This is a genomic window from Novipirellula aureliae (assembly GCF_007860185.1).
Taxonomy (GTDB): domain Bacteria; phylum Planctomycetota; class Planctomycetia; order Pirellulales; family Pirellulaceae; genus Novipirellula_A; species Novipirellula_A aureliae.
The window spans coordinates 52,132-75,634 of sequence record NZ_SJPY01000010.1 but is presented as its reverse complement, the minus strand read 5'-3'; the positions used below and the strand labels follow the sequence as shown (position 1 = coordinate 75,634).

The following is a 23,503-nucleotide window of genomic DNA, read 5'->3' as shown; positions in this document are numbered from 1 at the left end:
TTTGTGACTACTAACGACTAGACGATCGGCGCGGCATGGCACTAGGATAGCCTGTTTCATCGGTTGTCCATTCGCAGCGATCGTCGCGATGCTCTGCGAGCGAATTGCGTTTTCGGTCTGAAACATGATCGTTGGGGCGAGTCATTCGGTAGACGCTACCCAATCGCAGAGCGGATCAACCATACAGCGGAGTCGCTGCCAGCGATTACTTTCAACTTTTTAGGCCACTCTTAAAGGTTACGATAAATGCCAACGAACCAATCAACCCACTCGATAGGACAGATGCTTACCGCATCCGTTCACGCCGGACTGTCTTACGCCGAGCGTTTGACAACGGATGTTTCTCCCGAACAATTCGCTCGCTTTGCTAGGATCGGCGATACGGTGATCGAATCGAATCACGCCGCATTCAATTATGGGCACCTCAGTTTGTATGCTTGCCGGATCATCGAGACGGTCGGTGGAGATCCGACCCCCTACCTACCTTCCGCCGAGTTTACCAAGGTGTTTTCCAGAGATACAAACTGTGTGGACGACGCCGATGGGACGATTTATCCACCGATGGACGCAATCGTCGAAGCACTGGTAACGGGCTACAAAGCGGTTGCTCAAGCACTCGCGGAAGCGGAAGATGATCTTTTTCGTAGCCCCAACGTGAACGAGGCGATGCGAGAACGCTTCCCAACCAACGGTGCCATGCTCGGGTTCTACGTCGGTGGTCACTTTATGATGCACATGGGACAAACAAGTGCATGGCGACGTGCGATGGGACTCGGGCCGGTTTGAAAATCTAGTCAATCCCCGTAATGCGACGCTCCACCAACCCCGTGCCGAATGGCGTCAAATGGTAAGCGGAATGTGGTCGTTTCACGGATGGCGGAATTTGCATCCACCGGGCCGGTTCGGACTCGCAATCGGAATTGTCAGCTGCAGGAATCGGAAAACTCTTGCTCAGCCCCCCTCCCACAAATCGCCTCCCACAAATCTTCTCCGGCGCTGGTGGGGGGGCGGGACGGGGGGGCGGGACGAAGTTCATGGGGATGCCTTGGTTGCTGCCGATCGCTTCCGCCGCCGAGACAAGCACGACAGAAGGACGGTTCATGCGATCGATCCTTTTTCAGGACTCGCCATTCGATTCGGGGGCAATGAGGCAATCGAACCGGCGAACAATTGGGGTTGGTTTGAGGCGTTGTTGTTTGTTACACCGGTTAGATTCGCAAACAATCATCTGTTCAAATCCGTTCGAAGGAACCTGTATGTCGCCTTGCCACCCCCGCAAAGCGCTGTCGCTTGGATTGGCGTTTCTGTTCGCTTCCTCGTGTTTTTACGTTGGTGGATGCCAAGACGGACCGCTTTATGCACTTAAAACGGTAAATCCGTGGTTCACCATGCGTGAATGGCGTAACGATGAAGCGTTCGGCGTCACCGATCACGAGCGGCGAAAACAACTGACATCGCTGGCCAATTCCATAGAGGATTTACCCGCGGAGCGGCAACTGTATTGGGCGAATCATCTAAAACAGATTGTCGAAAATGACCCCAGCGCGGAAATGAGGCGATTGGCGGTCTTGGCGAGTGGAAAAATCGCATCTTCCGAAGATGCAATCCCGCTGATTGAAAAAGGACTTGACGATGATAGCATGAAAGTACGGATGGAGGCTTGCCGCGCACTCGGACGGATCGATGACGAAGCCTCCTCGCGAATGCTTGCAACGATGGTGGGCAGCGAAACCAACCAAGACGTTCGCCATGCTGCAATCGCATCGCTGGCCGGTCACAAGAACCCCGTTTCTACCAACTCGCTGCGATTGGCGCTTTCCGATCACAACCCGGCAACCCGAGATTTGACGATGCAGTCGCTCCGGAGCGTTACCGGTAAACAACTTGGCGATGATCCCGATGTTTGGATTGCGGAACTTAACAAGGACGTCGATACAGAGCCCAATGCCTCGACAACTTTGATGCGATAAGGCGGCTCGACTTTGCGGAAACGGATTGAATCAAGATGCCGCTAACTTCCAAACGGCAATTCCCATCGTTGCGCGGTGATATAGCACTCGTAAAAAACATGTTCAAATACCGACCCGATAATCTATTGCCCAAACCACTCCGATTGGGAATTCCTTCAGCAATCCCCAAGCGGAGCTTTGGCGCGACGACCCTTGCTTGTTGCTTGCTGATTTCAAACCTTTGCATTGCTAGCGAACCGGTTCGCGTTTGGGTGGATGCCTCAGGCCAATTTACGATTGAGGCCCGTTTGGAAGCGATCGAAAATGGCACGGTCATCCTGGTTCGTCCCAATGGTTCGCGTGTGCGGATTGCTGAAGATCAGCTTGGATTTTCCGACCACGATTATTTGGAGCAATGGCGAAGTCGTCCTCCGGTTTCTGAAAATACGCTTCGTTTTGCGGCTCCCGAGTTGCCGGAAATGCCGCTGCTTCCAAAATGGACCTATCCAAAAGCCACCACTCAACTTGAGGACGGACAACCTCTTGCGGCAAAGGCGGAAGCCTCAAGCCATGTTGACAGAGCAGGCAACCAATCGAGGCAGGGGGCAATTCCAGGCTCCATTCCAGCGGATCCCCAAGCAGACCCGATCTCGGTCGGATTCGGAAATGTGACGATCGGGCCCTTGCATGCTTATGATCATTGTTCACCACCAATGCCGATCATCACCGACGCCAACGCCTTTGTTGCCGTTTCGGTTAGCACGGGTGTGACGGTAAGTCCCGACGAGGCGAATCGCGTCATTCGCTTTGACCCCAAATCAGGTGAATCGAGAATCGTCTGGAAATCAAAACGGACCCTGACGTTGTTGGACCACCATCGACCGTCAAAACAGACGCTGGTTCTCACGGGCCATAGCAACCGAGGATCGGGTGGCCAATTGGCGGTCGTTCGCGGCTGGGACGAGGAATCGATTTCCATTCAATTACAGCGGTCACTTCCCCCAAAGGACGATGATGACGCTCGCAATTCGTTTCGCCCCACTCAGGTGTACTGGGCTAAATGGCTTGATGACGAACATATTATCGCAGCAATCAACTCAAAGTTGGCGGTTTGGAATATCGTTTCAGGTGAGCTACGCCACTTGATTTGTTCGATCGATTCCCAGTCGGTACCCGCGATCTCTGCTGGCCGCCACTATGTGGCCGTCCCCGATGCCGGAGGCGTTTGCTTGTATCGAACTCAAGACGGAAAATTCTTGGGTCGGCTGCCGATTGAATCGAATCGTTACGCTCAAGTTGCCTTTTCACCGCATGGCGATTCGCTGGCGATTACGACAACGAATCGACTTCGCGTTTGGGAATTGTCGACGGCCTCGATCCGCGGAGAGGTGGCGTCACGGCGGAGTTTGGGAAAATCTAAACCGGTTTGGATTGATAACGATTTGGTCTTGTCGTCGAGTGGGGTTCTACTGAGCCTCTTTCGAGGCGTGCCCGTTTGGCGATACGAATTGGTGGGTACCGAAGTCGGGCCCGTCGGAAAGCAAACGATCGGATTTTTGACGCGACGTCCGACCGGTGAAATCATCGTCACTCAAATCCCCCATGCCGCTGCAACGGCGGCGATGGCGGAAGTCGACCGTCGATTGACTCCCGCGATCGTGGCGAACTGGAGAGTGCCTGGACGAAGTCGGTGGGTGGACGGGCAATGGGCCGATGAGCTAGAAAACGAATAGTCGCCTCCATGGGGAGCATCGATTTGATGCCAATTTTCTGCCTTGGACCTGCAGAGACTGGGCGGCAAAAGCCAGGACAAGGTAGCCGCCACTTGTTTCCTCCGCCGAGACAAGCTCGCCGGAAGGATATTTCACGTTTCAGAATTCCTTCCGTCCACGCCATTCTACCGTGCTTCGTTTTGTTCTCTACGCCAACGGCGTCACACAACGCAGCCTAGGGTGAGAGCCTTCCATCGCCTTTACGACGGACGCGGCGGCGTGGCAACATTTCGATGATTTGCGCCGCGACCTCTTCGGTTGCTTTGTAGGACACATCTAGACATTCCCAATCTTGTTCGTTGATGAGTCGACGAATCTGCTTGAGTTCCGATCGGATGTCGGGCAAGTTCGCGTATTTCGGCACGGCTAAATGACTCATTTGCTCAATTCGCGTTTGCCGCACCGATTCCAAATGTGCCGCACTCATGGTCAATCCGATCACTCGCTTCGCATTCAGCTTTAAAAGAGGTTTTGGCAATGGCATGTTGGGAATCAATGGAACATTGGCTGCCCGGATGCCACGAAATGCCAAGTAGCAACAGGTGACACTCTTACTCGTTCGTGAAGCCCCCACCAAAACGACATCCGCTTGTTTTAGGTCATCGATTTTTTGGCCATCATCATGTGCGAGCATGAAATCCATCGCATCGATGCGGTCGAACTGAGCTTGATGAACGTCGTACAGCAATCCCGCCCGGGCCTTTGGTGCCAAGCGCAGATGATCGCTTAGAACGGAAACGGCAGGACCGAGGACATCGATACAAGGGACCGCTAAGCGGCGTGCTTCCGTGTGGACCGCTTTGCGAACCTCTTTTTCGACGATTGAATAGCAAACCGCAGCACCTTCTTTGGCCGCATTTTGAATGATCTCGATCGCTTTGTCTGCTTTGCGAATCCCGGCAATGATAGAGATGTCGACTTCACAATCGGGAAACTGTTCGAGTGCAGCGCGGATCAAACTGTCGGCTGTCCGCCCCGTTCCACCGGACAACACAACAATCTTTGCCGGTTTGTTTTGTTTGACCGATGACATGTTTCGTTCCCCTAAGCCGCTTCGCCTTCCGAAATTTCCCCATCCTCGCTGACGTCTTCGAAGCGAATCGATACCTGTTTACTGACGCCCGATTCTTGCATCGTCACCCCATACAAGGTTGTCGCTGCCGTCATTGTTTTCTTGCTATGAGTAACGACAACGAATTTGGAATGATCCAAGAATTCACTCAGTACGGTAACAAACCGTCCGATGTTGGCTTCGTCGAAAGGGGCATCCACTTCATCGAGCACACAGAACGGGCTAGGCCGATACTGGAAGATCGACATCAGTAGTGCGACGGCTGTCAATGCTTTCTCGCCGCCTGACAGTAGTGAATTGTTAAAGCTTGGTTTTCCAGGCGGCGTGGCAACGATCTCCACGCCTGCTTCGAGCGGATCTTCGTTCTCTTCTAGGACCAAGTCAGCCGTCCCGCCGCCGAATGATTTTCGGTACAACTTTTGGAAGTTCTGGCGGATCGCCTCGAGTGTATCGAGGAACAAGCGACGGCTATCCGCATTGATGCGACCAATGATGCGCTGCAGCGAATCTTTGGCCGCCGTCAAATCTTGGTACTGCCCATGCAATTCGTCATAGCGAGTTTGCAGACCTTCGAGTTCGTCGAGAGCCTCCATATTGACGGATGTTGTTTTCTGCAATTGGCTGCGCAGATCCGTGATTTCCTTCTCAATGGCTTGGCGATCCTCCGGTTCCTCCAAATCCTCGGGCGGTTCACTACCGCGAAGATCGATTTGGTAATCCTCCAGTAACCGATCCGCCAACGTTTCGCGTCTCAGTTTGGCATTGTCTCGTTTGGCCGTGATTGCATGAACCGCTTCACTCGCTCGACTGGTTTGCTTGATAGCTGCTTCGCTCGCCTTCACGATTTCTCGATTTTCGCTACGAACCTTTGCTGCTGCGGTGGCTAGTCGCGTAAGTTCTCGAGCTCCTCGATCCGATTCCCATTGGAGGGACGCCAAACGACTCGTCGCTTCGAGTGTCCGCAGGGTCAATTCATTGATCCGCGTGCGTCCTTGTTCCGCCTGCGTGCGAACCTCGGCTACGGCGGCTTCGCGTTGTCCTTGGTCGCGTCGTTGTTGAAGCAGGGCTGCGGAAAGTGCTTCGAATTTCTGTTCGGCACGTGCCACATCGACGCTAATCGCCATCACGCCACTGGTCGCCGATTGGAGTGCCGACTGAGCGCCCGATAGCATCTCGTCGACCTCAGCCGCTTCGAGTTCGAGTGTTTCGATATCGTGACGGCCTTCGGCGATTCGAGTTCCTAACGCTGTGAAATCGGATTCGGACGTCGAACGTGCGCGGCGGGTCTCTACGATTTCAGCATCGATTTCTTCATACGATTCTTGAATCGTTTTTCGGCGTTCCTGAGCATGCCGAAGTTCTGCCTTCGCGGCAGCCCGATCGGTGATCATCCCGCGATGACGCTGTTCGATTCGCCCTAGTTCCGCTGCTTGGTCATCGACCAAGGATGCCAACCGTTGAGACTCTTTCTCCGTTTCATTCAATTGAAATTGATAGTGCTTGATCTCTTGCTCAGCGGCCGTGATTTGACTACGGCGACTGACCAATCCCGTTGAAGTACTCGCCGGTCCGACAACCATCGTACCGTCGGTTTCGAGCAACTCGCCTGATGCGGTCACAAATCGCAATCCCGCGCCGCTCAGTTTTCGCAGCCCGAGAGCGGTAGCGAGTGAATCGACCAGCCAAGTGCTGCTGAGCAGATGTCGGGTTAGCGCTTCGAACCGAGCCTCGCATTTGATCATCCTGTCGCCGCGTCCGATGACACCCTTCAAGCCGTCGAGCCGTATGCGGTCCCCCGGTCGGCGTCGAGGCAGTTCGTCGATGCGAATCAATCCGACGCGGCTTTCGATCGACAAGCTGCCGCTTAAAATCGCTTCTTGCAGTTGGCCGCCTTCCACGATCAAGTATTGGGATCGCGATCCAAGGGCTGCATCAATCAGCGGAGCGACATGCATATCGACTTCGAAACATTCGGCAACGATACCGAACATCGACTTGGCCAAGGGATGATTCTCATTGCGGAGTGATTCGAGAATGCTTCGCACCCCGCCTGAAACACCCTCTTGGCGGCGATGCAAATCCTGTAGCATGCTCAACCGTTCGCTGACCCCTTGCAGCCTCACCTTCAATGCCGAGACCTCTTCGCGTCGGCGTTCGAGCGTGCGGCGGCTATCGCTAAGTTTAGCTTCCGCTAATTCGGCCTCCTTGGCTGCTTGTTCGATTTTCTCCTCTAACGATGCAACACGCTCTTCCGCAATTTTCGCTTCCTTTTCGGCCTCGAGTCGCAGCGATTTTGATGAATCGAGGCGTCTCTCTAAACCGGCTAGCAAACGCAGGACTTCGGCGATTTGCTGCTCGGAGCGTTGACGTTTCGCCTCCAAATCGGCAACGCGGCGGACGGCGGCTAAATGCTTCTGTTGGACCTGGTCGCGACGCTGACGAACCTCGTCGACTTCGGCTTGAATCTTGTCACGTTCGGCCTCCGATTCACGACTGCGACGTTGAACCTGCGCTAGTTCCGCCTCGTATTGAGCCAGCCGCTCATTGGAACTGCGAAGTTCGGCGGCTGCCGAGCCTGCCTGTGTTTGTAGCAAACGGACGCGTCGGAGTGATTTGGAGACCGACAAACGCAGGTCAGCGATCGTCGACTCGTCGGCGTCACGGCGGCCACTCAGTTCGGCAATCCGTTGCAGACTTTGCGATCGCTGCTCTTCGATCATGCGAGCTTCGTCCGCAATCTGCTGCAGCTTCATATCAGCCGCTTGCCGCTGCTCGGTCATCTGCTCGCGAAGTGATTCCAATTCCTGTTGTTTTGCAATCGCCGAGGTTAGATCGAGCTCCGATGCATCGAGTTCATCACTAAGAAGTCTCCAATCGGTCCAAGCGATTTGTGTGCGAAGTTCTTTTAACCGCTCCGTTGCGATCCGATAGCGTTCCGCCTTGCTCGCCTGGCTGCGAAGACTCCTTAGTCGACCCGCCACCTCGTCGACGATATCGCCGAGGCGAGTCAGGTTGGTTTGGACACGGGCGAGTCGCCGCTCCGCTTCGACCTTCTTCGTCTTGAAGCGGCTAATCCCCGCAGCCTCTTCAAAAATCGCCCGACGGTCCTTGGCGTTCGCCTGCAGCATCCGATCTACTTTGCCCTGCTCAATCAAGCTGTATGCATCGATACCGATGCCCGTCCCTTGGATCAGACTTTTGACGTCCTTTAACCGGACCGCTTGGTTATTGATCAGATACTCGGTCTCACCACTACGAAACACTCGGCGGGTGACGTGAACCTCGGGAGCGTCAACCGGAAGCGAGCCGTTTTCATTATCGAAAATGATCGTCGCCTCGGCGGACGAAGCGGGACCGCGAGTTTGTGAGCCTTTGAAGATGACATCCGACATGTCCTTGCCTCGCAAACTTTTCGCACTTTGCGAGCCGAGAACCCATTTGATAGCGTCGACAATGTTCGATTTGCCGGAGCCGTTTGGGCCGACAACGACTGTAATGCCGTCCGGGAAGTCGAAGCGGGTTCGGTCAGCGAAACTTTTGAACCCGGCCAGTTCGAGTGCTTTTAGCATGCGAAGAGTTTATTTGCTCGGGAACAAGTGGGGTGCGGGAAATGTCTTCCTACAGAGTAAATGAAAGCTTGCTCTAAGCCTAGCTCTGTTTCTGTTTTTGCCGTTTTTTCAGGTTATTTGGGCAAGGTAGGGCATTTCGAGACGGGATTGCAACGAATCAACAAAATGGGCTATTTATTGATTGCAGTGGAGCTGACCCATCTGGTTGGCTGTTTATCCGCGACGTACAAGAAGACCCCCAAACGGAACAGGCTATGCAACGCAGGAGGCGGAATTTGACCGGTTTTGCCCAACGATTGCACGCAAGACCCATGCATGCGACCGGGTGGTGGCTGCGATCTTGTCTCGCCACACTCTGTCTGCTGATTGCCGCTTCGATCAGTTCCTTCGCCTCTGCACAATCCGCCCAAAATCCTGAGCAATCACCAATATCCGCTGAGTTTTCCACCGCTTTTGAACAGCTGAATCAAGCGATTGCGGCGGGGCAACACGAGAAAGCGATAGCGTTAGCCCGGCGACTGGACGATCAAAAGCCGACCGAGATCGATTTGTCCCTGTCGCTCGTCCAACTCGCTCGATCGCTGCAAGCGTCCGGAGAAACCGCTGGCGCGAGTGAGTTTTACACTCGAACTTGCGATGCACTGACGCGTCCTGCGTCCGCGAATTTGGCTGCCGAGACTGTCATCAGTATGCGGCTCATGGCAGCGACATGGTTCGTTCAAACCGAAGAACGTTCAATAGCCGCTGTCTCACTTGAGCGCGCCTTTGAGCGCGCCGACGCATTCTCGGAACTGCAACGCAAAATCGCCGTCGATCTCTGCTTGACCCTTGGTGCTGATTCTCTGCAAAGCGGTTTGCCCGAGATCGCCAGCGTTGTCTACCCGCTCGCGGTCAAACATGCTTCGGATCAACAGCGGTCACTGGCAATGCTGGGCGACGCTTGGGCGATGGCAATGTTGGGCAAGCAACCCATCGAAGCGGCAAACCGAATGACCGATTTCGTGAACGCTTTTCCGAAACATCCCGATGCACCGCGCGCTCTACGCGCAGCGGTAGCTTGTTTGAAGCAGTACTCTGCAAACACAGATAAGGCGAACACAGATAAGGGAAATGCAGAAAAGGGCGATTTCGCGGCGGCTCCTTTAGATAAAAGCGAACAAGAAAACCGCATCCTTACGGACTTGCTAACTCGGTGGCCTGACTTGATTGAGGCGAAAGAGATCACAGCGAACTACGTCGGAAGGAGAGCGGACCAGATTCCGATGTCGGTGCAGAATTGGATTGTTAGCCAAGCGAAAACGGATCAAATCGACGCCCTTGACCCTCCAATGATTGTCCTCGCTCTGCAAATCGCAGCGACCCATTCCGATTCGACCTGTTGGGATCGCTGCAAAGCCAAGCTGGGGGAAATCGACCAAACGGGACAATGGACGTCCGATCTGCTCGATCGCTTGGCTTCGAAATCCGATGCCGAGCAATTCGTGATCTATTTGCTAACGTCTTCGTCCGAAATGGGTAACACGAAGGATCGATTCGAGCCAGCTAGCGCCGCCGATTCCGTTTCCGGTCCGAAGAGGGCCATTTGCCCGATGGCACGCGAGGCGGCCTGTCGTTGGGCCGGACGAAATCAGAATTGGTCGATGCTAGCAATGGCAGCGTCTTCAACGTCTCCTGAAACAAACGATCCGACTCGCACCGTAGCGATGGAGCGTCTTTTTGCCGAATCGTTGATGCAAACGGGACACAAAGCCGCCGCACATGCTTGGTGGGTCCACTTGGTGGATATGCGAAAAGTCGATGATTTTGCGACGTTGCTGCGGTGTGCTGAAACGGAGAGTTCGCTGGGCGAGGTTGGTGTGGCATCGCGGCGCGTCGATGCGGCCAAACAGGCAGCGGGTGACGATCAACTTCGCGGATGTCTGGTTTCGATGTTGGCCGCCGAGCTGGCTGTCCGTCGACTGCGGTTCGATGAGGCCCGCGGGGAACTCGAGGCGGTTGTCCGTAGCAGCACGGTCGACGCCAGCTTACGGGGGCGTGCTCAGTGGATGATTGGCGAGACGTTTTATCTACAAGAACGCTTTACCGATGCGATCGAAGCGTACCGATCGGTTGCAGGAATGGACCCCGACGGTGTCTGGGTCGCCGCCGCTTTGGTTCAGGCAGGAAAATGTTTTGAACAATTGGGGAGGACACGGGACGCCGCCGTTTGCTATTCGACACTTATGGCTCGGCATCGTGATAGCCAATATGCCGAATTGGCGAGCCGCCGCTTGGCCGCTTTATCGAATGCTACTTCATCGGATTCAAACAAAACGTTACGACGATGAGCGATTTAATACCGAAATTTTCCAAAAAACAACCGAACTCGCGACGATACGGGTCGCTGTCTCCACAAACCGCTGGTTTGATGTCTCGCGTCATGCCCGCCGTGGTGCTGGCAATCGGAGCGATCTGGCTGATGATGCATCTGGAAAACGCGTCCGCTCAATTCCCCAGCCGCAATCAGAATATTTCCGCTCAGACAGACGGTTACCCGCAGAATCGGCCGTCTTACGACAGCGGTATTCCGACGATTCCCGTTGAAGCGATGACAGCGTCGGCAAAAGGACCTCAAGAATCGAATGCCGAAGCGGCCACCGAGGACGCCGAATCGGAATCGTCTTGGCAATGGCCAACGGTCGTGTCCAAAGCGGCCGAGGGGGGATGGTTGATGTTGCCGCTAGCGGTTTGCTCGCTCATCGTTTTCTCTTTGTCGCTAGAGCGAATGATTGCCCTGCGTCGCAGCCGAGTGATCCCGCGTCCTTTCGTTCGCCGGTTCACCGAATGTGTCGAGGATGGTCAATTGAGCTATGAAGAGGCAACCGAGTTATGCGAAGAATTTGATTGCCCCGTTGCCGAGGTCTTTCAAGCTGCCGTCCGCCGTTGGGGGCGCCCTATGTTCGAAATCGAGCAAGCGGTGATGGATGCGGGCGATCGAGTTGCCGATGGCTTGAGACGGTTTGTGCGAGTGTTCCATGCAATCAGCAATGTCGCTCCTCTGATGGGGCTACTGGGAACCGTCCTGGGGATGATCGAAGCATTCGAGACGATCAGTTCGCAAGCCTCCATCGGACGCCCTGAAATGCTTGCGTCGGGGATCAGCGTTGCCTTGATGACAACGGCGGGTGGGCTAAGTGTCGCCATTCCTGCTTACTTGGCCTACATGTACTTCAGCAGCAAATCGGATCGCTACCTGGGCGAAATTGACAAACTGTGCCAACGTGTTATCGATTGCATTTCGGCTGAAGGTCTTGAAAACAACAACTCGCCGAAAACGAACGCCAAGAGGAAGCGAGCAGCCTAATGTCGATCCGTCGTGAAAAAACCGAGGACGCAACGATCAATTTGACGCCGATGATTGACGTCGTGTTTCTGCTTGTGATCTTCTTTATGGTCGGCAGCAAGTTCAGCGAAGCCGAAAGTCGGATCAATGTTAACGTTCCGTCCGTCGGAGAACTGCGTTCGATTACTCGTGCACCCGATGAACGTATCGTGGTCGTTGATAACAAAGGTGAGGTTACATTGGACAATTCCGTTGTCACGATCGATCAGTTGACGCAAACGTTGAGCGAACAACATGCAAACTATCCAAGTTTGCGAGTGGCGGTACGAGGCGATGGAGCAAGCTCGTTCCAAAAGGTCGCCGAGGTATTGCACGCGGTTCGCAGCAGTGGCGTTGAGCAAGTTGGATTGTCAGCCAAAAGCGCTCATCGTTAGTTTCTTTGCCATCTCCCATCGTCGCGAAACTCGCCAAGAGTTTCGCTTCGCATCTTAGGTCAACGAAACGATTGAAGAATTTCGCTACCCGTGATGCCGTCATGATGAACCCCTTTTCCGAGTCGACTCTGCCCCGTTTGACCGGCGTCGTGGATCTGAAGGCGAGCCAATGTGTCCATGCGATCAAAGGAGACCGGGCTAACTATCAACCACTCCGCTGGCCGAGTCGTGATGGTGATCGTGAAATAGGTACCCCCCAACGCCTTGTCGAACACTATCATCAACTAGGCCTGCGTTCGATTTACATTGCCGATCTCGATTCGCTCGGCGGCAAACCGGTCCAGTTTCAAGCGATGGAAGAAGCACTTTCGCCTTTCGAAGACTTGGAGAGTATTCTAATGGATCCTGGCTTGAGGGGGATCGATTTGATGGACCAACTTGATGTGTCGCGAGTTTGTGATGCGATCCAACTGGCCAACCGGTTCTCAAAGAGCACGATCGTTCTGGCCAGCGAGAGCGTCCGAGATTTGCGGGCGTTCGAAGTACTCGCCGAACGCATCGGGCCAGAGCGAGTCGCACTGGGTCTCGACTATCATGCGGAGCGGTTTAGAACCGTTGACACGGACACCCGAGAGAGCGATTGGCTCGCGGCGGCCCAGCGAATCGGCATCCGGCAAATCGTGATCATCGACACCTATCGCGTGGGCACGTCGGGCGGACCGACACTGGGTGAGATTTGCAGGCGTATTTCGGAAGCTTTTCCCGATTTTTGCATCACCGCTGGCGGCGGGATTCGCAATACCGAGGATGTCGAAACGCTGCGATGTTGCGGATGCGACCGATTCCTCGTCGCAACCGCGTTACTCCCGCCGCATCCGGGCTAGTGCTTCAAACACATTTAAGTTGGGGTTCGTTCTATTCGTGGCATTAGGTTTCCAGCCTGCGATTTGCGACAATTACGGATTGGCAGGCAGGATGCCTACCCCCACGTTTTGATGTGGTGGAAGCACAAGTTCATCGTCCAATACCCCAAATGAGCTCTTACAGGGCACTCGAAACGATCAAAAACCGCGTGTTACCGTTGCAACCGGAATCATCCAATTGAGTTTTCAAAGAAGCTGTTTTTCGGGATTCGCGTTTGCTCCGATTGTTGATTAGAATAGCCGTCGAGCGTTTTCCGGCTCCAATGTTCCCCTTTTCTCGTTTTTTCATCTTTGGGTGTTTGTTGTGCGACCATTTCCCGATCGTCACCTTGCGTTTTCATCCTATCGTTTGTCGCTCCTTCTAGGGATGGCAGTTTTTTGCTCCGTTTTTTCTTTGAATACGGTCGGAGCGATCGACTTCTTGACGGTCCACCAAGCGTCGCGACTAGGATTGGTCGAAGCTTGGCAGCGACAAATCACTTTGCCTGCCGGCGCGTCATCGATCGTGGATCAAAAGCTGTACGTTCACAATAACTTGGTCCGCGAGTACATTGAAGTCGTTCGTGCCGACGATGAAGAAAACGTCTTGTTGCGAATTCCGACCGACCGCGTGGATTCAAGCGGAAACGAGATTGGTAAAGAGGAAGCCGAGCGACTGGCAAGAAACGAGGTTCGGCGATTCAAACGACGTGGTATCGAAGCGAAGATCGCTTCAAGCCAAGTTCCCATCATTCGGCTTTATACGCTTGCCGACGATGGAACGGTTGAATCTCGAGACGCAGAAACGGGCGAAGTCGTTTGGATGGTTCGCGTTGGCGAACGCCGTTACAAGTACCTCGGAATGGGCGTGGGAGACAAGTATGCAACGGTCATCAATGGTGGCAACGTCATCGAATTGGACGCCGCCAATGGCGAAACGATCGCATCGGTTCCCGTCGCCAATATGCCGATTTACGGCGCTCTTCAAGTGGGAGATTATTCGATCTTTGCCACGATCCAAAATGGGATCGAAGCTTATTCGTTGTCGGAACCCGATCGAGTTCCATTCCGCGAAACCGTCATTGGCCAAGCTTTGGCCATCCCTACACGGGCTCCTCAATCCAACAAGTTAGCATGGACGACCGATCGCGAGTATTTCTATTGTATGGAAGCGTCGGGAAACCCATCCCTTCTATTTCGCCTAAAAACCGATGGCATCGTAAGCGGACGAGTCGCGGCCGCAAGCGGTGATCGATTCTATTTCGGATCGGAAGCTGGCCAAATCTATGGGGTACGCGGCACTCGTAGCGGCGAGGTCATGTGGAGCAAACCCTACGGAGAACCATTCTACGAGACACCAATCATCGCGGGCAAACAAGTTTTGATTCACTCTGCGTTTGGGAACCTTTTGTCCCTCGATATGGAAACGGGAGATTCCAAATGGGAACATCCGGCAACCAGTGTCGATAAATTGATCGGCATGATCAATGGCAAAGTGTTTGCATCTTCGTTAACCGGATCTTTGGTTGTTATCGATCTTGAAACGGGCCAGCGAATCGCCACCATGGCCGGGTTGCAACCCAGTCGCATTTTGATAAACACGATGACCAACCGGTTGTACTTGATCGGTAGGAGTGGCTATGTCCAATGTTTGCACGCCGAAGGTGCTGTCATGCCCACATTCCAAGAGGCTTACCAAACAAAATCCGAAGAACAAGAAGAAGCGCAAAAGGAGGACGAGAAGAAGCCAGAACAGAATACGCCCGGCTTGGACGCTCCCGGTTTTGGTACGCCAGCGGACCCGTTCGGCGGTGGCGGAGCCGACCCATTCGGCAATCCCGACGATGGCGGGGCTGCGGCCGATCCATTCGGTGGCGGCGGTGCTGATCCCTTCGGTGGCGGTGGTGCCGATCCCTTCGGTGCCGACCCGTTTGGAAACTAGTCAATGGCATGCGTCCGAGACCAACTTGTCATCAAGCTGAATCGTGGCAGCTCGAAATCGGAATCCTTTCAATCGATCTGTCAAACTCTTGCCGAATATGCAAACGTTGACCGCGTTTGCCTTTTGGAAAAGAATGGAAAATGGTTTTATCTGGCGGCCACCAGCAACGGGAAATCGATCGACCGAAGAACCCGACTCTCCCGTTCGATGCAAGCATTTGTCACGAACGCCGTCGACGTTGAAACTCTGACGAGCGACACACCGTTTTGCTATACAGTCGGCTCGGGGGAACCAATTCCCGCCCCGATTTCCGAATCCTTTCATCGCTTTTTGATCGAATCGGGATCACGCCAGGTTGCGATCATACGCTTTGACCCGGCCGAATCCATTGAACAGGATTCGAATGCAAGCCTGCCACATTCAATCGTGATCTTGTTGGAGCGTTTCGATGCCAGGGATCAGGCCAAAATAGATCAGGCCAAAATAGATCAGGCCAAAATAGATCAGGCCAAAATGGATCAGGCCAAAGCGGATCAGGCCAAAGCGGATCGAGTTGGCGTCTGTTCGGAAATCAATGAGATTCAGTCACTGGTTGAGGCGTCACTCGTCAACGCTGTCAACCGAAAAGTGGCTTGGACGGAACCGTTCTTCGACCGGATTCGTCGTGCAAGCTTTAGGAAGCGGATTGCGTTTGCAGCGGCAACGCTGGTTATGCTCTTCGCTCTGCTCCTATTGGTTCCCATCGAGTTTTGGGTGCCGGCGGAGGGGCAACTCGTCCCCTCGATTCGACGTTCGATCTTCGCTCCAGCTGACGGGACAGTGTTGGAATTGCCTGTCGGTAACGGGTCCTCTGTTGATCAAGGCGACACGATCGCGATTATCCGCAGTCGTGACTTGGATTTGAAAACACAACAAATAGAAAATGAGATTGCCGCCGTTCGTGCCAACCTTGATTCGCTCGTCCGATCGCGTGGCAGTAGCTCGGATCGACTCGACTCCTCCGCGTCCTCTACCGAACAGGTGCTAAAAGCTCGACTCGAAGGATTGGCCCAGCAAGCCGAATTCTTGAATCGTCAACAACAGGAACTCACCGTGAGGAGTCCGATCCGTGGGCAGATCGATCATTGGAACATGGAGCAAAACTTGTCGAGCCGTCCAGTGGCACGCGGACAATTCTTAGCGGATGTGGTTAACGAAGAGGGCGGCTGGGTTTTGCAAATCGAATTGGATGATCGTCATAGTGGCTACATGACACCGATGATGCCGGAAACTCCCTTCAAAGTCAATTTCGCACTGCGATCGCAGCCCGGCAAGAACTTTGACGCAATCTTGGACCAAATCGATGATACCGTACAGCAAAATGAATCAGGGAAATGGGTGGTTAGGGCACGAGCGGATCTACCAATGGATGCGTTTAGCCATCAATCGAGTGTCCGCAGTGGAGCAACCGCCGATGTCAAAATCCTCGCCGGAACTCGCTCAATCGGATTCGTCTGGTTTCGAGGTCTGATCGAATGGTTTCGCACAAAGGTTTAATCAATAGAATGATACGATTTACGCATTCCTGCTTCGTTCTGATCTCCATCATGTCGCTGACAAAATCGGTATGTGCTGACGATGCTGTGATCGTTATTGAGGACTTAATCGTCCGAGCGATCGACCAAGCAGACGTCCCTGCGATGCAGACGGGAGCGATTCTCGACATAAGAGTTCATGAAGGAGCATCGGTCGCGGCAGGAACCATTTTGGCTCAACTCGATGATCGACATGCTCGGCTAGAACAACAAATTGCATCGGTGAACTCGGCGATCGCCGAACGAAAACAAATGGATGCAACCGAGAGTTCGCTAGCGAAAAAAAAACTCGCTCGTCAGGAGCATCACGCTAAGCAAGGCGAAATTGATGTGCAGATCGCATCGATCCAAGCAAACAATCAGCTGCAAGTGCTGGCGTCTGAAAAGTCGGAAGCTGCCGCCGAAAACGAACTCAATCGAGCCGTCGATGCCCGCAAACGCTACGTCGACAGTGTCTCGCAAAGCGAGATAGATGCACTGCGTTTAGCGTTCGAACGCTCAAAACTTGAAACTCAACAAGCGGTTTTTCAATCAAAGGTTGACGAGTTGTCAGCGCAAGCCGAAACCATTTCCGCTTCGGCACAGAAAATTGCAGTCGAAGAAGCACGCATCGGAATCGAGCGTGCCAAACACGACAAAGAGGTACAGTCGCTCGAGGCCGAACTTGCCGCATTTCAAAGTGATCTTGCCCGCTTGACGGTCGATCAATACCAAGTGGTTGCCCCCTTTGACGCGACCGTCGTTGAACTTCTGCGGCAAAAAGGAGAATGGGTGCGAGCGGGTGAACCACTGATGAGACTCATCCGACTCAGCGAACTTCGAGCGGAAGGATACGTCGATGCTGACTTTCGTGATGCACTGCTAAGCAACGCGAAGACAAGACTCAGACTTGTCGGCGAATCGGAGCGAGAAATTCAACGCGATGGATTGAAGGTATTCGTCAGTCCCGAAATTGATCCGGTCAATCATCAGGTTCGCTTTTGGGTCGAGTTCGCGAACCCGAAGCATGATGTCCTACCCGGAATGCGAATGGAAATGCAAATGATTCTCGCGGGCGATCAATGAAACCATTGAAGTTGCGCAGCGATTTGACTTGGAAAAATATCGAGACCCGGAACCAATGCTTGTGGGTGCTCCGCGATCCACTTTCGTGCGACTACTTTTACTTAAACCAACGCGACCGAACGATTCTTGCTCTAGCTGACGGAACTCGATCCATTGACCAAATTGTGGATCATTGTAACCAAGTCTTTGCGCCAGACGTCGTGTCCGCTCCGCATGTCGTCCACTTTTTGGCGGACGCCAATCGAGCCGGAATGTTGGTCCAGTCATCAAATAGGCCTACCGGTAGCGACCAACGACTTCGCAATCGACCGCGATGGTGGCAAAATCCGATGGCGGTTCGGCTACCCGGGGTCCCCGTCGGTGAGACGCTTGATCGGCTTTTCGCTTTCTTTGCTTCTTTTATCAAAAGAGGGGCTGAGCCTGTTTTCTTGACGCTCGCGGCTTTGCTTCTACTCTCTGCGGCTTTGCTCGCCTTCTTTCAACGCTCGGCGATCCACGATCACGTTACGCTGGTCTCGTCACAGCCGTTGGTCGGTACGACCGTTGGATTGTTATTGGTTTTGTCGTTTACAAAACTGACGCATGAATTGGCTCATGCCATTGCGTGCCGATACTTTGGTGCTGATTGTCGGCAGATCGGTATCCTGTTGTTATTTGGCTTTCCCGTCTTGTATTGCGATGTTTCCGACGCCTGGCTGTTGAAAAAGCGTTGGCAACGGATAACCGTTTCAGCCGCTGGGATGGCGGCTGAATTATTGCTCGCTGCCGTGGCGACGTTTCTTTGGCTTTGGACGGACGCTTCGATGCTCCGAGATATCTTGGTTACGGTGATGGTCGTATGCTCAATCAGTACGATTTTGGTCAACGGCAATCCTCTGCTCCGATACGATGGCTACTACATACTTTCCGACCTGATCGGTATTCCAAACCTATCCACCCAAGCAAACGCCGTTACCACAAAATGGATTCGCCGAATTCTATGGGGTGACATCGATAGCAGGCACTCGCCCCTTTCCAATCGGACCCACGATTGGTTCTATTCGGATTTTCTTCTGATTGTCTACTCGATCGCTTCCGCATTGTACCGAGCTTCTATCTATCTTTTCCTCGGTTGGCTGGCTTACCGTGCCGCGGAATCAAAAGATCTTGGACCAATAGCTGCCGTTTGCATCGGAGCAATAGTGATTCTGGTTGCGTTCCGCTGGCTTGCACGCATCTATGCGAAACCTACTGCGATTCGTAGTCGTCGTAGGACGATCTACCAGCGTCCCGTAATCATGACAATGATCGCTCTGTTCGCCATGGGAGCTTTCATGCTAATCCCTAGGAAACAAACCGTAAGCGGTTACTTGATTGTCATGCCACTGCACTCACAAGAGGTGTTCGTGACGGTTCCAGGTCAAGTCGTCTCTGCGGTTTCGGAAGGGGCGACGACGAAAGCTGGCGATGTGCTGGCAAAACTATCGAATCCCGAACTGGAATACGAACGGCTAACCGTCGCGACGATGCTAGAGGCTAAGCGCGCTGAGCTGGCTGGATTGGAAAGTCGTCGTCGCTTAGCCAGTCATACGTCGTCCGAAGACTCCACAATCAAAATGGTGTTGACGGAATTGATCGAAGGCTATGAGAGGCAACAGGAACTGCTGGAATTTGAACATCAGCGGTTGACGATCCGTTCGCCTCGATCAGGGAAAGTGTTTGCAGCGCCAACCCGAAATCAAGCGACCACAGCGGTCCGCGAGATTGGTTTTTGGAGCGGCACGCCGTTGGCAGCCAAGAACCGAAACGCTTGGCTTGAAACGGGAACAACGCTTTGCATCATCGGTGATCCACAGCACTACGAGGCAAGCGTTCTTATTCCGCAGCACCAAATTGAGAAGATCGCCATTGGACAAAATGTTATCGCACGGTTTCATGATCGTCCCCTGCATTCCGTCCAGGGATCGGTCATCGAAATTGCATCTTCCCCGATCGAGAAACTACCTGACGAGCTCGTCACCCGAGGGATCATCGATTCAAAGATTGCATCGCCGAACCGGTCAAGTGAGACCTATTATCAAGTGCGAGTAAAAATCGGCACGCAAACGCGATCGCTGCCGATACGCAGTACCGCCGCCGCTAGTATCGAAGTCGAGAAAGCGTCCCTTTTTTCGAGACTGCCGTTTACAAAACGCTAGGCGACCCAGGGTGCGATTGCGCGACCCTGGGCTACGGAATGCAACCGCGTTGCGGTATTTTTTCACACCGTTACGCCAACCGCATCCGGTTTTGAACACGGTAAAACCATTGAACGTTGTGGTATCGCACACATCTACGCCAACGGCGTTACATTCCAAAGCCCAGGGTCGCCGCACCGGCGCACCCTGGGTCGCCGTCCCCAAAGAACACGAAAAAACCCAACGGGGTTTGACAACCGTCACCAACACACGAATTGTCGAACCCCGTTGGGGTTCATGCTTGCCGCGGCATCGGCAACCCAGGGTGCGCTTGCGCGACCCTGGGCTACGGAATGTAACCGCGTTGCGGTATTTTTTCACTACGCCAACGGCGTTACATTCCAAAGCCCAGGGTCGCCGCCCCGGCGCACCCTGGGTCACCGTCCCCAAAGAACACGAAAAACCCCAACGGGGTTTGACAACCGTCACCAACACACGAATTGTCGAACCCCGTTGGGGTTCATGCTTGCCGCGGCATCGGCAACCCAGGGTGCGCTTACGCGACCCTGGGCTACGGAATGTAACCGCGTTGCGGTATTTTTTCACTACGCCAACGGCGTTACATTCCAAAGCCCAGGGTCGCCGCCCCGGCGCACCCTGGGTCGCCGTCCCCAACGAACACGAAAAACCCCAACGGGGTTTGACAACCGTCACCGGCACACGAATTGTCGAACCCCGTTGGGGTTCATGCTTGCCGCGGCATCGGCAACCCAGGGTGCGCTTGCGCGACCCTGGGCTACGGAATGTAACCGCGTTGCGGTATTTTTTCACACCGTTACGCCAACCGCATCCGGTTTTGAACACGATAAAACCATTGAAAGTTATGGTATCGCACATATCTACGCCAACGGCGTTACATTCCAAAGCCCAGGGTCGCCGCCCCGGCGCACCCTGGGTCACCGTCCCCAAAGAACACGAAAAACCCCAACGGGGTTTGACAACCGTCACCAACACACGAATTGTCGAACCCCGTTGGGGTTCATGCTTGCCGCGGCATCGGCAACCCAGGGTGCGTTTACGCGACCCTGGGCTACGGAATGTAACCGCGTTGCGGTATTTTTTCACACCGTTACGCCAACCGCATCCGGTTTTGAACATGATAAAACCATTGAACGTTGTGGTATCGCACACATCTACGCCAACGGCGCTACATTCCAAAGCCGTCCCCAACGAACATCAAAAACCCCAACGGGGTTTGACAACCGTCACCAACACACGAATTGTCGAACCCCGTTGGGGTTCATGCTTGCCGCGGCATCGGCAACCCAGGGTGCGCTTACGCGACCCTGGGCTACGGAATGTAACCGCGTTGCGGTATTTTTTCACTACGCCAACGGCATCCGGTTTTGAACACGGTAAAACCATTGAACGTTGTGGTATCGCACACATCTACGCCAACGGCGTTACATTCCAAAGCCCAGGGTCGCCGCCCCCAACGAACACGAAAAACCCCAACGGGGTTTGACAACCGTCACCGGCACACGAATTGTCGAACCCCGTTGGGGTTCATGCTTGCCGCGGCATCGGCAACCCAGGGTGCGATTACGCGACCCTGGGCTACGGAATGTAACCGCGTTGCGGTATTTTTTCACACCATTACGCCAACCGCATCCGGTTTTGAACACGGTAAAACCATTGAACGTTGCGGTATCGCACACATCTACGCCAACGGCGTTACATTCCAAAGCCCAGGGTCGCCGCCCCGGCGCACCCTGGGTCGCCGTCCCCAAAGAACACGAAAAACCCCAACGGGGTTTGACGACCGTCACCAGCACACGAATTGTCGAACCCCGTTGGGGTTCATGCTTGCCGCGGCATCGGCAACCCAGGGTGCGCTTGCGCGACCCTGGGCTACGGAATGTAACCGCGTTGCGGTATTTTTTTCACACCATTACGCCAACCGCATCCGGTTTTGAACACGGTAAAACCATTGAACGTTGTGGTATCGCACACATCTACGCCAACGGCGCTACATTCCAAAGCCGTCCCCAACGAACATCAAAAACCCCAACGGGGTTTGACGACCGTCACCAACACACGAATTGTCGAACCCCGTTGGGGTTCATGCTTGCCGCGGCATCGGCAACCCAGGGTGCGCTTACGCGACCCTGGGCTACGGAATGTAACCGCGTTGCGGTATTTTTTCACTACGCCAACGGCGTTACATTCCCAAGCCCATGTGAACGGCTTCACCATTCGGCTTAGAGATCGCATATTTCCCGATCATCACGATTATTATCTCGCTGGAGTTCCTTCGCAATTTATCTTGCAACCTACTTCCACACCTCAAACTGTGTTGCATTTCCATTAACATCCAGTACCTGGACACTTCCCAGGTTCATATCGGCAAAGAGGGGATCATCGACCCACCATACGAGTTCCTTGGCAGGGGTGAGCTCAATCACTTTGTACGTGTCACCGGTTGTCGTCAAATTTCCGTGCTTCACATTGCTGATGATTGTGTTTCCGTTGGGCAGACGTTGCAGACCGCAGATCATGCCGATCTTCAGATTCAAACGGGCAAAGTCCTCGGCCGTCACCGCCCACACTAGATTTTGGTTTGCATCGTATTGGAGGACTCCCTTTTTCCCGGACACGAGCGTGTCACCGTTGGCTAGACGAATGGCTGCATAGTGGCAGTCCGGAAACTCTCGTAACAGGTTCCCATCTTTGTCCCACTCAACAGCGTGTTCGTAATGCATGCAGGCGGCCAAATAGGTTCCACCCTGGGTTTTGCGCACATTCCGGAAAACATGGTGAATATCCTTAAGTGATCGTTCTTTTATCGCCTCGGGGAGGACCAGTTGGACCTCTTTGATCTTTTTGCCGGTATCGTCAATTTCAACCATAAAGGCGGCACCCGCAGTGGATTCGCCCGCCAGGAAGTGGCCGCTGGGGAGCGGTTGGCAAGAATGGTTGTCGCGACCTGTTGCCACCGTATAAACCCACTTTAGGGTCCTGTCAGCATCATATCGTTTGATGCCTGCACTCTTTTGCTTGCGTATCGAAAAGCTGTGTACCACACCGCCATCGTCTAGAGACCATACATCACTGATCTCGTCTTCGCTCGGCTCAGCCCATTCAACTTTCAAGTCTTCACCAATAATCCCCACCCCCTTAGAGGCCCACCCGCCTTTTATAAAGCGGTGCGTCACGGGGCAGGGGCCACGATCTGAATTATGTGCAACCGTAGGGGGGGGGGCTGCGAAGACGAATACATTCGCAGACATGATCAGAAGTGTCAATGAAAAATACTTAATGCGCATCGTCTTGTTCTCCAATATCAATCCAGAGCGACAGGATACACAACACGAGATCCTTGCGTTCTTGCTCGGACGGGTCCTTGGTTTTACAATTTTTCTCGTTTCTGTTGTAGGTGGCAATCACATCCTCAATGGACAGGACTGTATCTGGGACACACCCCCCAAACACTCAGCGCAGCTTGATGGTGTGTTTGTCGTCGCCGCCGATCGCCACCAGATGGACTTTCGTTTCCGCATCGGTTCGACCGAGGGACGATGCCGTCACACCAAAATTGGACGAATCGATGGCCTTCGATCGCCTGAACGGCAGCACGGACGCATTCGTGAAGTCTCACGAATTGATTTGCCTTGTCTCGATCAAAACCGACGTTGGGGGGGGCCGATCAAGTGAATCGTCGCTTCGTTTCATCGCTTGGTAACGCA

At 53.8% G+C, this 23,503-nt stretch carries 16 protein-coding genes; 12 read left to right on the top strand and 4 right to left on the bottom strand.

Annotation, left to right across the window (positions count from 1 at the left end; all coding sequences use genetic code 11):
- The first annotated feature begins 246 nt into the window (after positions 1 to 246).
- Positions 247 to 786, top strand: a complete 540-nt coding sequence (locus tag Q31b_RS25185; protein WP_231617839.1) for a DinB family protein — start codon at positions 247 to 249, stop codon at positions 784 to 786.
- A 4-nt stretch (positions 787 to 790) separates the two neighbouring features.
- Here the strand turns inward: Q31b_RS25185 and Q31b_RS25180 are convergent, their stop codons facing one another.
- Positions 791 to 1,102: a hypothetical protein gene (locus tag Q31b_RS25180; RefSeq protein WP_146602440.1), complete on the bottom strand. Its 312-nt coding sequence runs from the start codon at positions 1,100 to 1,102 to the stop codon at positions 791 to 793.
- Positions 1,103 to 1,256: 154 nt separating this feature from the next.
- Between Q31b_RS25180 and Q31b_RS25175 the strand changes: the two genes are divergently transcribed.
- Both Q31b_RS25175 and Q31b_RS25170 read left to right on the top strand, forming a co-directional pair.
- Positions 1,257 to 1,970, top strand: a complete 714-nt coding sequence (locus Q31b_RS25175) for a HEAT repeat domain-containing protein (protein ID WP_146602439.1) — start codon at positions 1,257 to 1,259, stop codon at positions 1,968 to 1,970.
- A gap of 98 nt (positions 1,971 to 2,068) precedes the next feature.
- Entirely contained in the window at positions 2,069 to 3,682 is a 1,614-nt protein-coding gene (locus tag Q31b_RS25170) for an SHD1 domain-containing protein (RefSeq protein WP_197172327.1), read from the top strand.
- 214 nt (positions 3,683 to 3,896) lie between these two features.
- On the opposite strand, the gene Q31b_RS25165 is transcribed toward Q31b_RS25170, so the two are convergent.
- Entirely contained in the window at positions 3,897 to 4,754 is an 858-nt protein-coding gene (locus Q31b_RS25165) for a pyruvate, water dikinase regulatory protein (RefSeq protein WP_146602437.1), read from the bottom strand.
- Positions 4,755 to 4,765: 11 nt separating this feature from the next.
- Complete coding sequence (gene smc / locus Q31b_RS25160) at positions 4,766 to 8,362, bottom strand: chromosome segregation protein SMC (protein WP_146602436.1); 3,597 nt, start codon at positions 8,360 to 8,362, stop codon at positions 4,766 to 4,768.
- Between the two features lie 296 nt (positions 8,363 to 8,658).
- Here smc and Q31b_RS25155 point away from each other — a divergent pair, with 296 nt between their 5' ends.
- From Q31b_RS25155 to Q31b_RS25120, 8 genes are all read left to right on the top strand, one after another.
- Complete coding sequence (locus Q31b_RS25155; protein WP_231617838.1) at positions 8,659 to 10,689, top strand: tetratricopeptide repeat protein; 2,031 nt, start codon at positions 8,659 to 8,661, stop codon at positions 10,687 to 10,689.
- Positions 10,686 to 11,705, top strand: a complete 1,020-nt coding sequence (locus tag Q31b_RS25150) for a MotA/TolQ/ExbB proton channel family protein (protein ID WP_146602434.1) — start codon at positions 10,686 to 10,688, stop codon at positions 11,703 to 11,705. Before Q31b_RS25155 ends, Q31b_RS25150 begins: the two co-directional genes overlap by 4 nt.
- Positions 11,705 to 12,118, top strand: a complete 414-nt coding sequence (locus Q31b_RS25145; protein WP_146602433.1) for an ExbD/TolR family protein — start codon at positions 11,705 to 11,707, stop codon at positions 12,116 to 12,118. The genes Q31b_RS25150 and Q31b_RS25145 overlap by 1 nt, the downstream gene beginning before the upstream one ends.
- Positions 12,119 to 12,189: 71 nt before the next feature.
- Positions 12,190 to 13,002 (top strand): HisA/HisF-related TIM barrel protein, encoded by an 813-nt coding sequence (locus tag Q31b_RS25140; RefSeq protein ID WP_146602432.1) that lies wholly within the window; start codon positions 12,190 to 12,192, stop codon positions 13,000 to 13,002.
- A 433-nt stretch (positions 13,003 to 13,435) separates the two neighbouring features.
- Positions 13,436 to 14,962: an outer membrane protein assembly factor BamB family protein gene (locus tag Q31b_RS25135; protein ID WP_197172324.1), complete on the top strand. Its 1,527-nt coding sequence runs from the start codon at positions 13,436 to 13,438 to the stop codon at positions 14,960 to 14,962.
- 3 nt (positions 14,963 to 14,965) lie between these two features.
- Positions 14,966 to 16,498 (top strand): efflux RND transporter periplasmic adaptor subunit, encoded by a 1,533-nt coding sequence (locus Q31b_RS25130; RefSeq protein ID WP_146602430.1) that lies wholly within the window; start codon positions 14,966 to 14,968, stop codon positions 16,496 to 16,498.
- An 8-nt stretch (positions 16,499 to 16,506) separates the two neighbouring features.
- On the top strand, positions 16,507 to 17,601 hold the full coding sequence (locus tag Q31b_RS25125; RefSeq protein WP_197172321.1) for an efflux RND transporter periplasmic adaptor subunit: 1,095 nt from the start codon (positions 16,507 to 16,509) through the stop codon (positions 17,599 to 17,601).
- Entirely contained in the window at positions 17,598 to 19,778 is a 2,181-nt protein-coding gene (locus Q31b_RS25120) for a site-2 protease family protein (RefSeq protein WP_146602428.1), read from the top strand. Before Q31b_RS25125 ends, Q31b_RS25120 begins: the two co-directional genes overlap by 4 nt.
- 2,312 nt (positions 19,779 to 22,090) lie before the next feature.
- Here the strand turns inward: Q31b_RS25120 and Q31b_RS25115 are convergent.
- Positions 22,091 to 23,047 (bottom strand): hypothetical protein, encoded by a 957-nt coding sequence (locus Q31b_RS25115; protein ID WP_146602427.1) that lies wholly within the window; start codon positions 23,045 to 23,047, stop codon positions 22,091 to 22,093.
- Here Q31b_RS25115 and Q31b_RS25110 point away from each other — a divergent pair.
- Positions 23,046 to 23,471, top strand: coding sequence for a hypothetical protein (locus Q31b_RS25110; RefSeq protein WP_146602426.1), 426 nt, complete (start codon positions 23,046 to 23,048; stop codon positions 23,469 to 23,471). The two genes, Q31b_RS25115 and Q31b_RS25110, sit on opposite strands and share 2 nt — an antisense overlap.
- The last annotated feature ends 32 nt before the right edge of the window (positions 23,472 to 23,503 follow it).

Excerpts from the sequence above, each read along its gene's own strand:
- Q31b_RS25175 (WP_146602439.1), top strand. The coding sequence starts at position 1,257 with ATGTCGCCTTGCCACCCCCGCAAAGCGCTGTCGCTTGGATTGGCGTTT.
- Q31b_RS25165 (WP_146602437.1), bottom strand. The coding sequence starts at position 4,754 with ATGTCATCGGTCAAACAAAACAAACCGGCAAAGATTGTTGTGTTGTCC.
- Q31b_RS25130 (WP_146602430.1), top strand. The coding sequence starts at position 14,966 with ATGGCATGCGTCCGAGACCAACTTGTCATCAAGCTGAATCGTGGCAGC.
- Q31b_RS25170 (WP_197172327.1), top strand. The coding sequence starts at position 2,069 with ATGTTCAAATACCGACCCGATAATCTATTGCCCAAACCACTCCGATTG.
- Q31b_RS25125 (WP_197172321.1), top strand. The coding sequence starts at position 16,507 with ATGATACGATTTACGCATTCCTGCTTCGTTCTGATCTCCATCATGTCG.
- Q31b_RS25150 (WP_146602434.1), top strand. The coding sequence starts at position 10,686 with ATGAGCGATTTAATACCGAAATTTTCCAAAAAACAACCGAACTCGCGA.
- Q31b_RS25180 (WP_146602440.1), bottom strand. The coding sequence starts at position 1,102 with ATGAACCGTCCTTCTGTCGTGCTTGTCTCGGCGGCGGAAGCGATCGGC.
- Q31b_RS25110 (WP_146602426.1), top strand. The coding sequence starts at position 23,046 with ATGATCAGAAGTGTCAATGAAAAATACTTAATGCGCATCGTCTTGTTC.
- Q31b_RS25145 (WP_146602433.1), top strand. The coding sequence starts at position 11,705 with ATGTCGATCCGTCGTGAAAAAACCGAGGACGCAACGATCAATTTGACG.
- Q31b_RS25120 (WP_146602428.1), top strand. The coding sequence starts at position 17,598 with ATGAAACCATTGAAGTTGCGCAGCGATTTGACTTGGAAAAATATCGAG.
- Q31b_RS25115 (WP_146602427.1), bottom strand. The coding sequence starts at position 23,047 with ATGTCTGCGAATGTATTCGTCTTCGCAGCCCCCCCCCCTACGGTTGCA.
- Q31b_RS25185 (WP_231617839.1), top strand. The coding sequence starts at position 247 with ATGCCAACGAACCAATCAACCCACTCGATAGGACAGATGCTTACCGCA.
- smc (WP_146602436.1), bottom strand. The coding sequence starts at position 8,362 with ATGCTAAAAGCACTCGAACTGGCCGGGTTCAAAAGTTTCGCTGACCGA.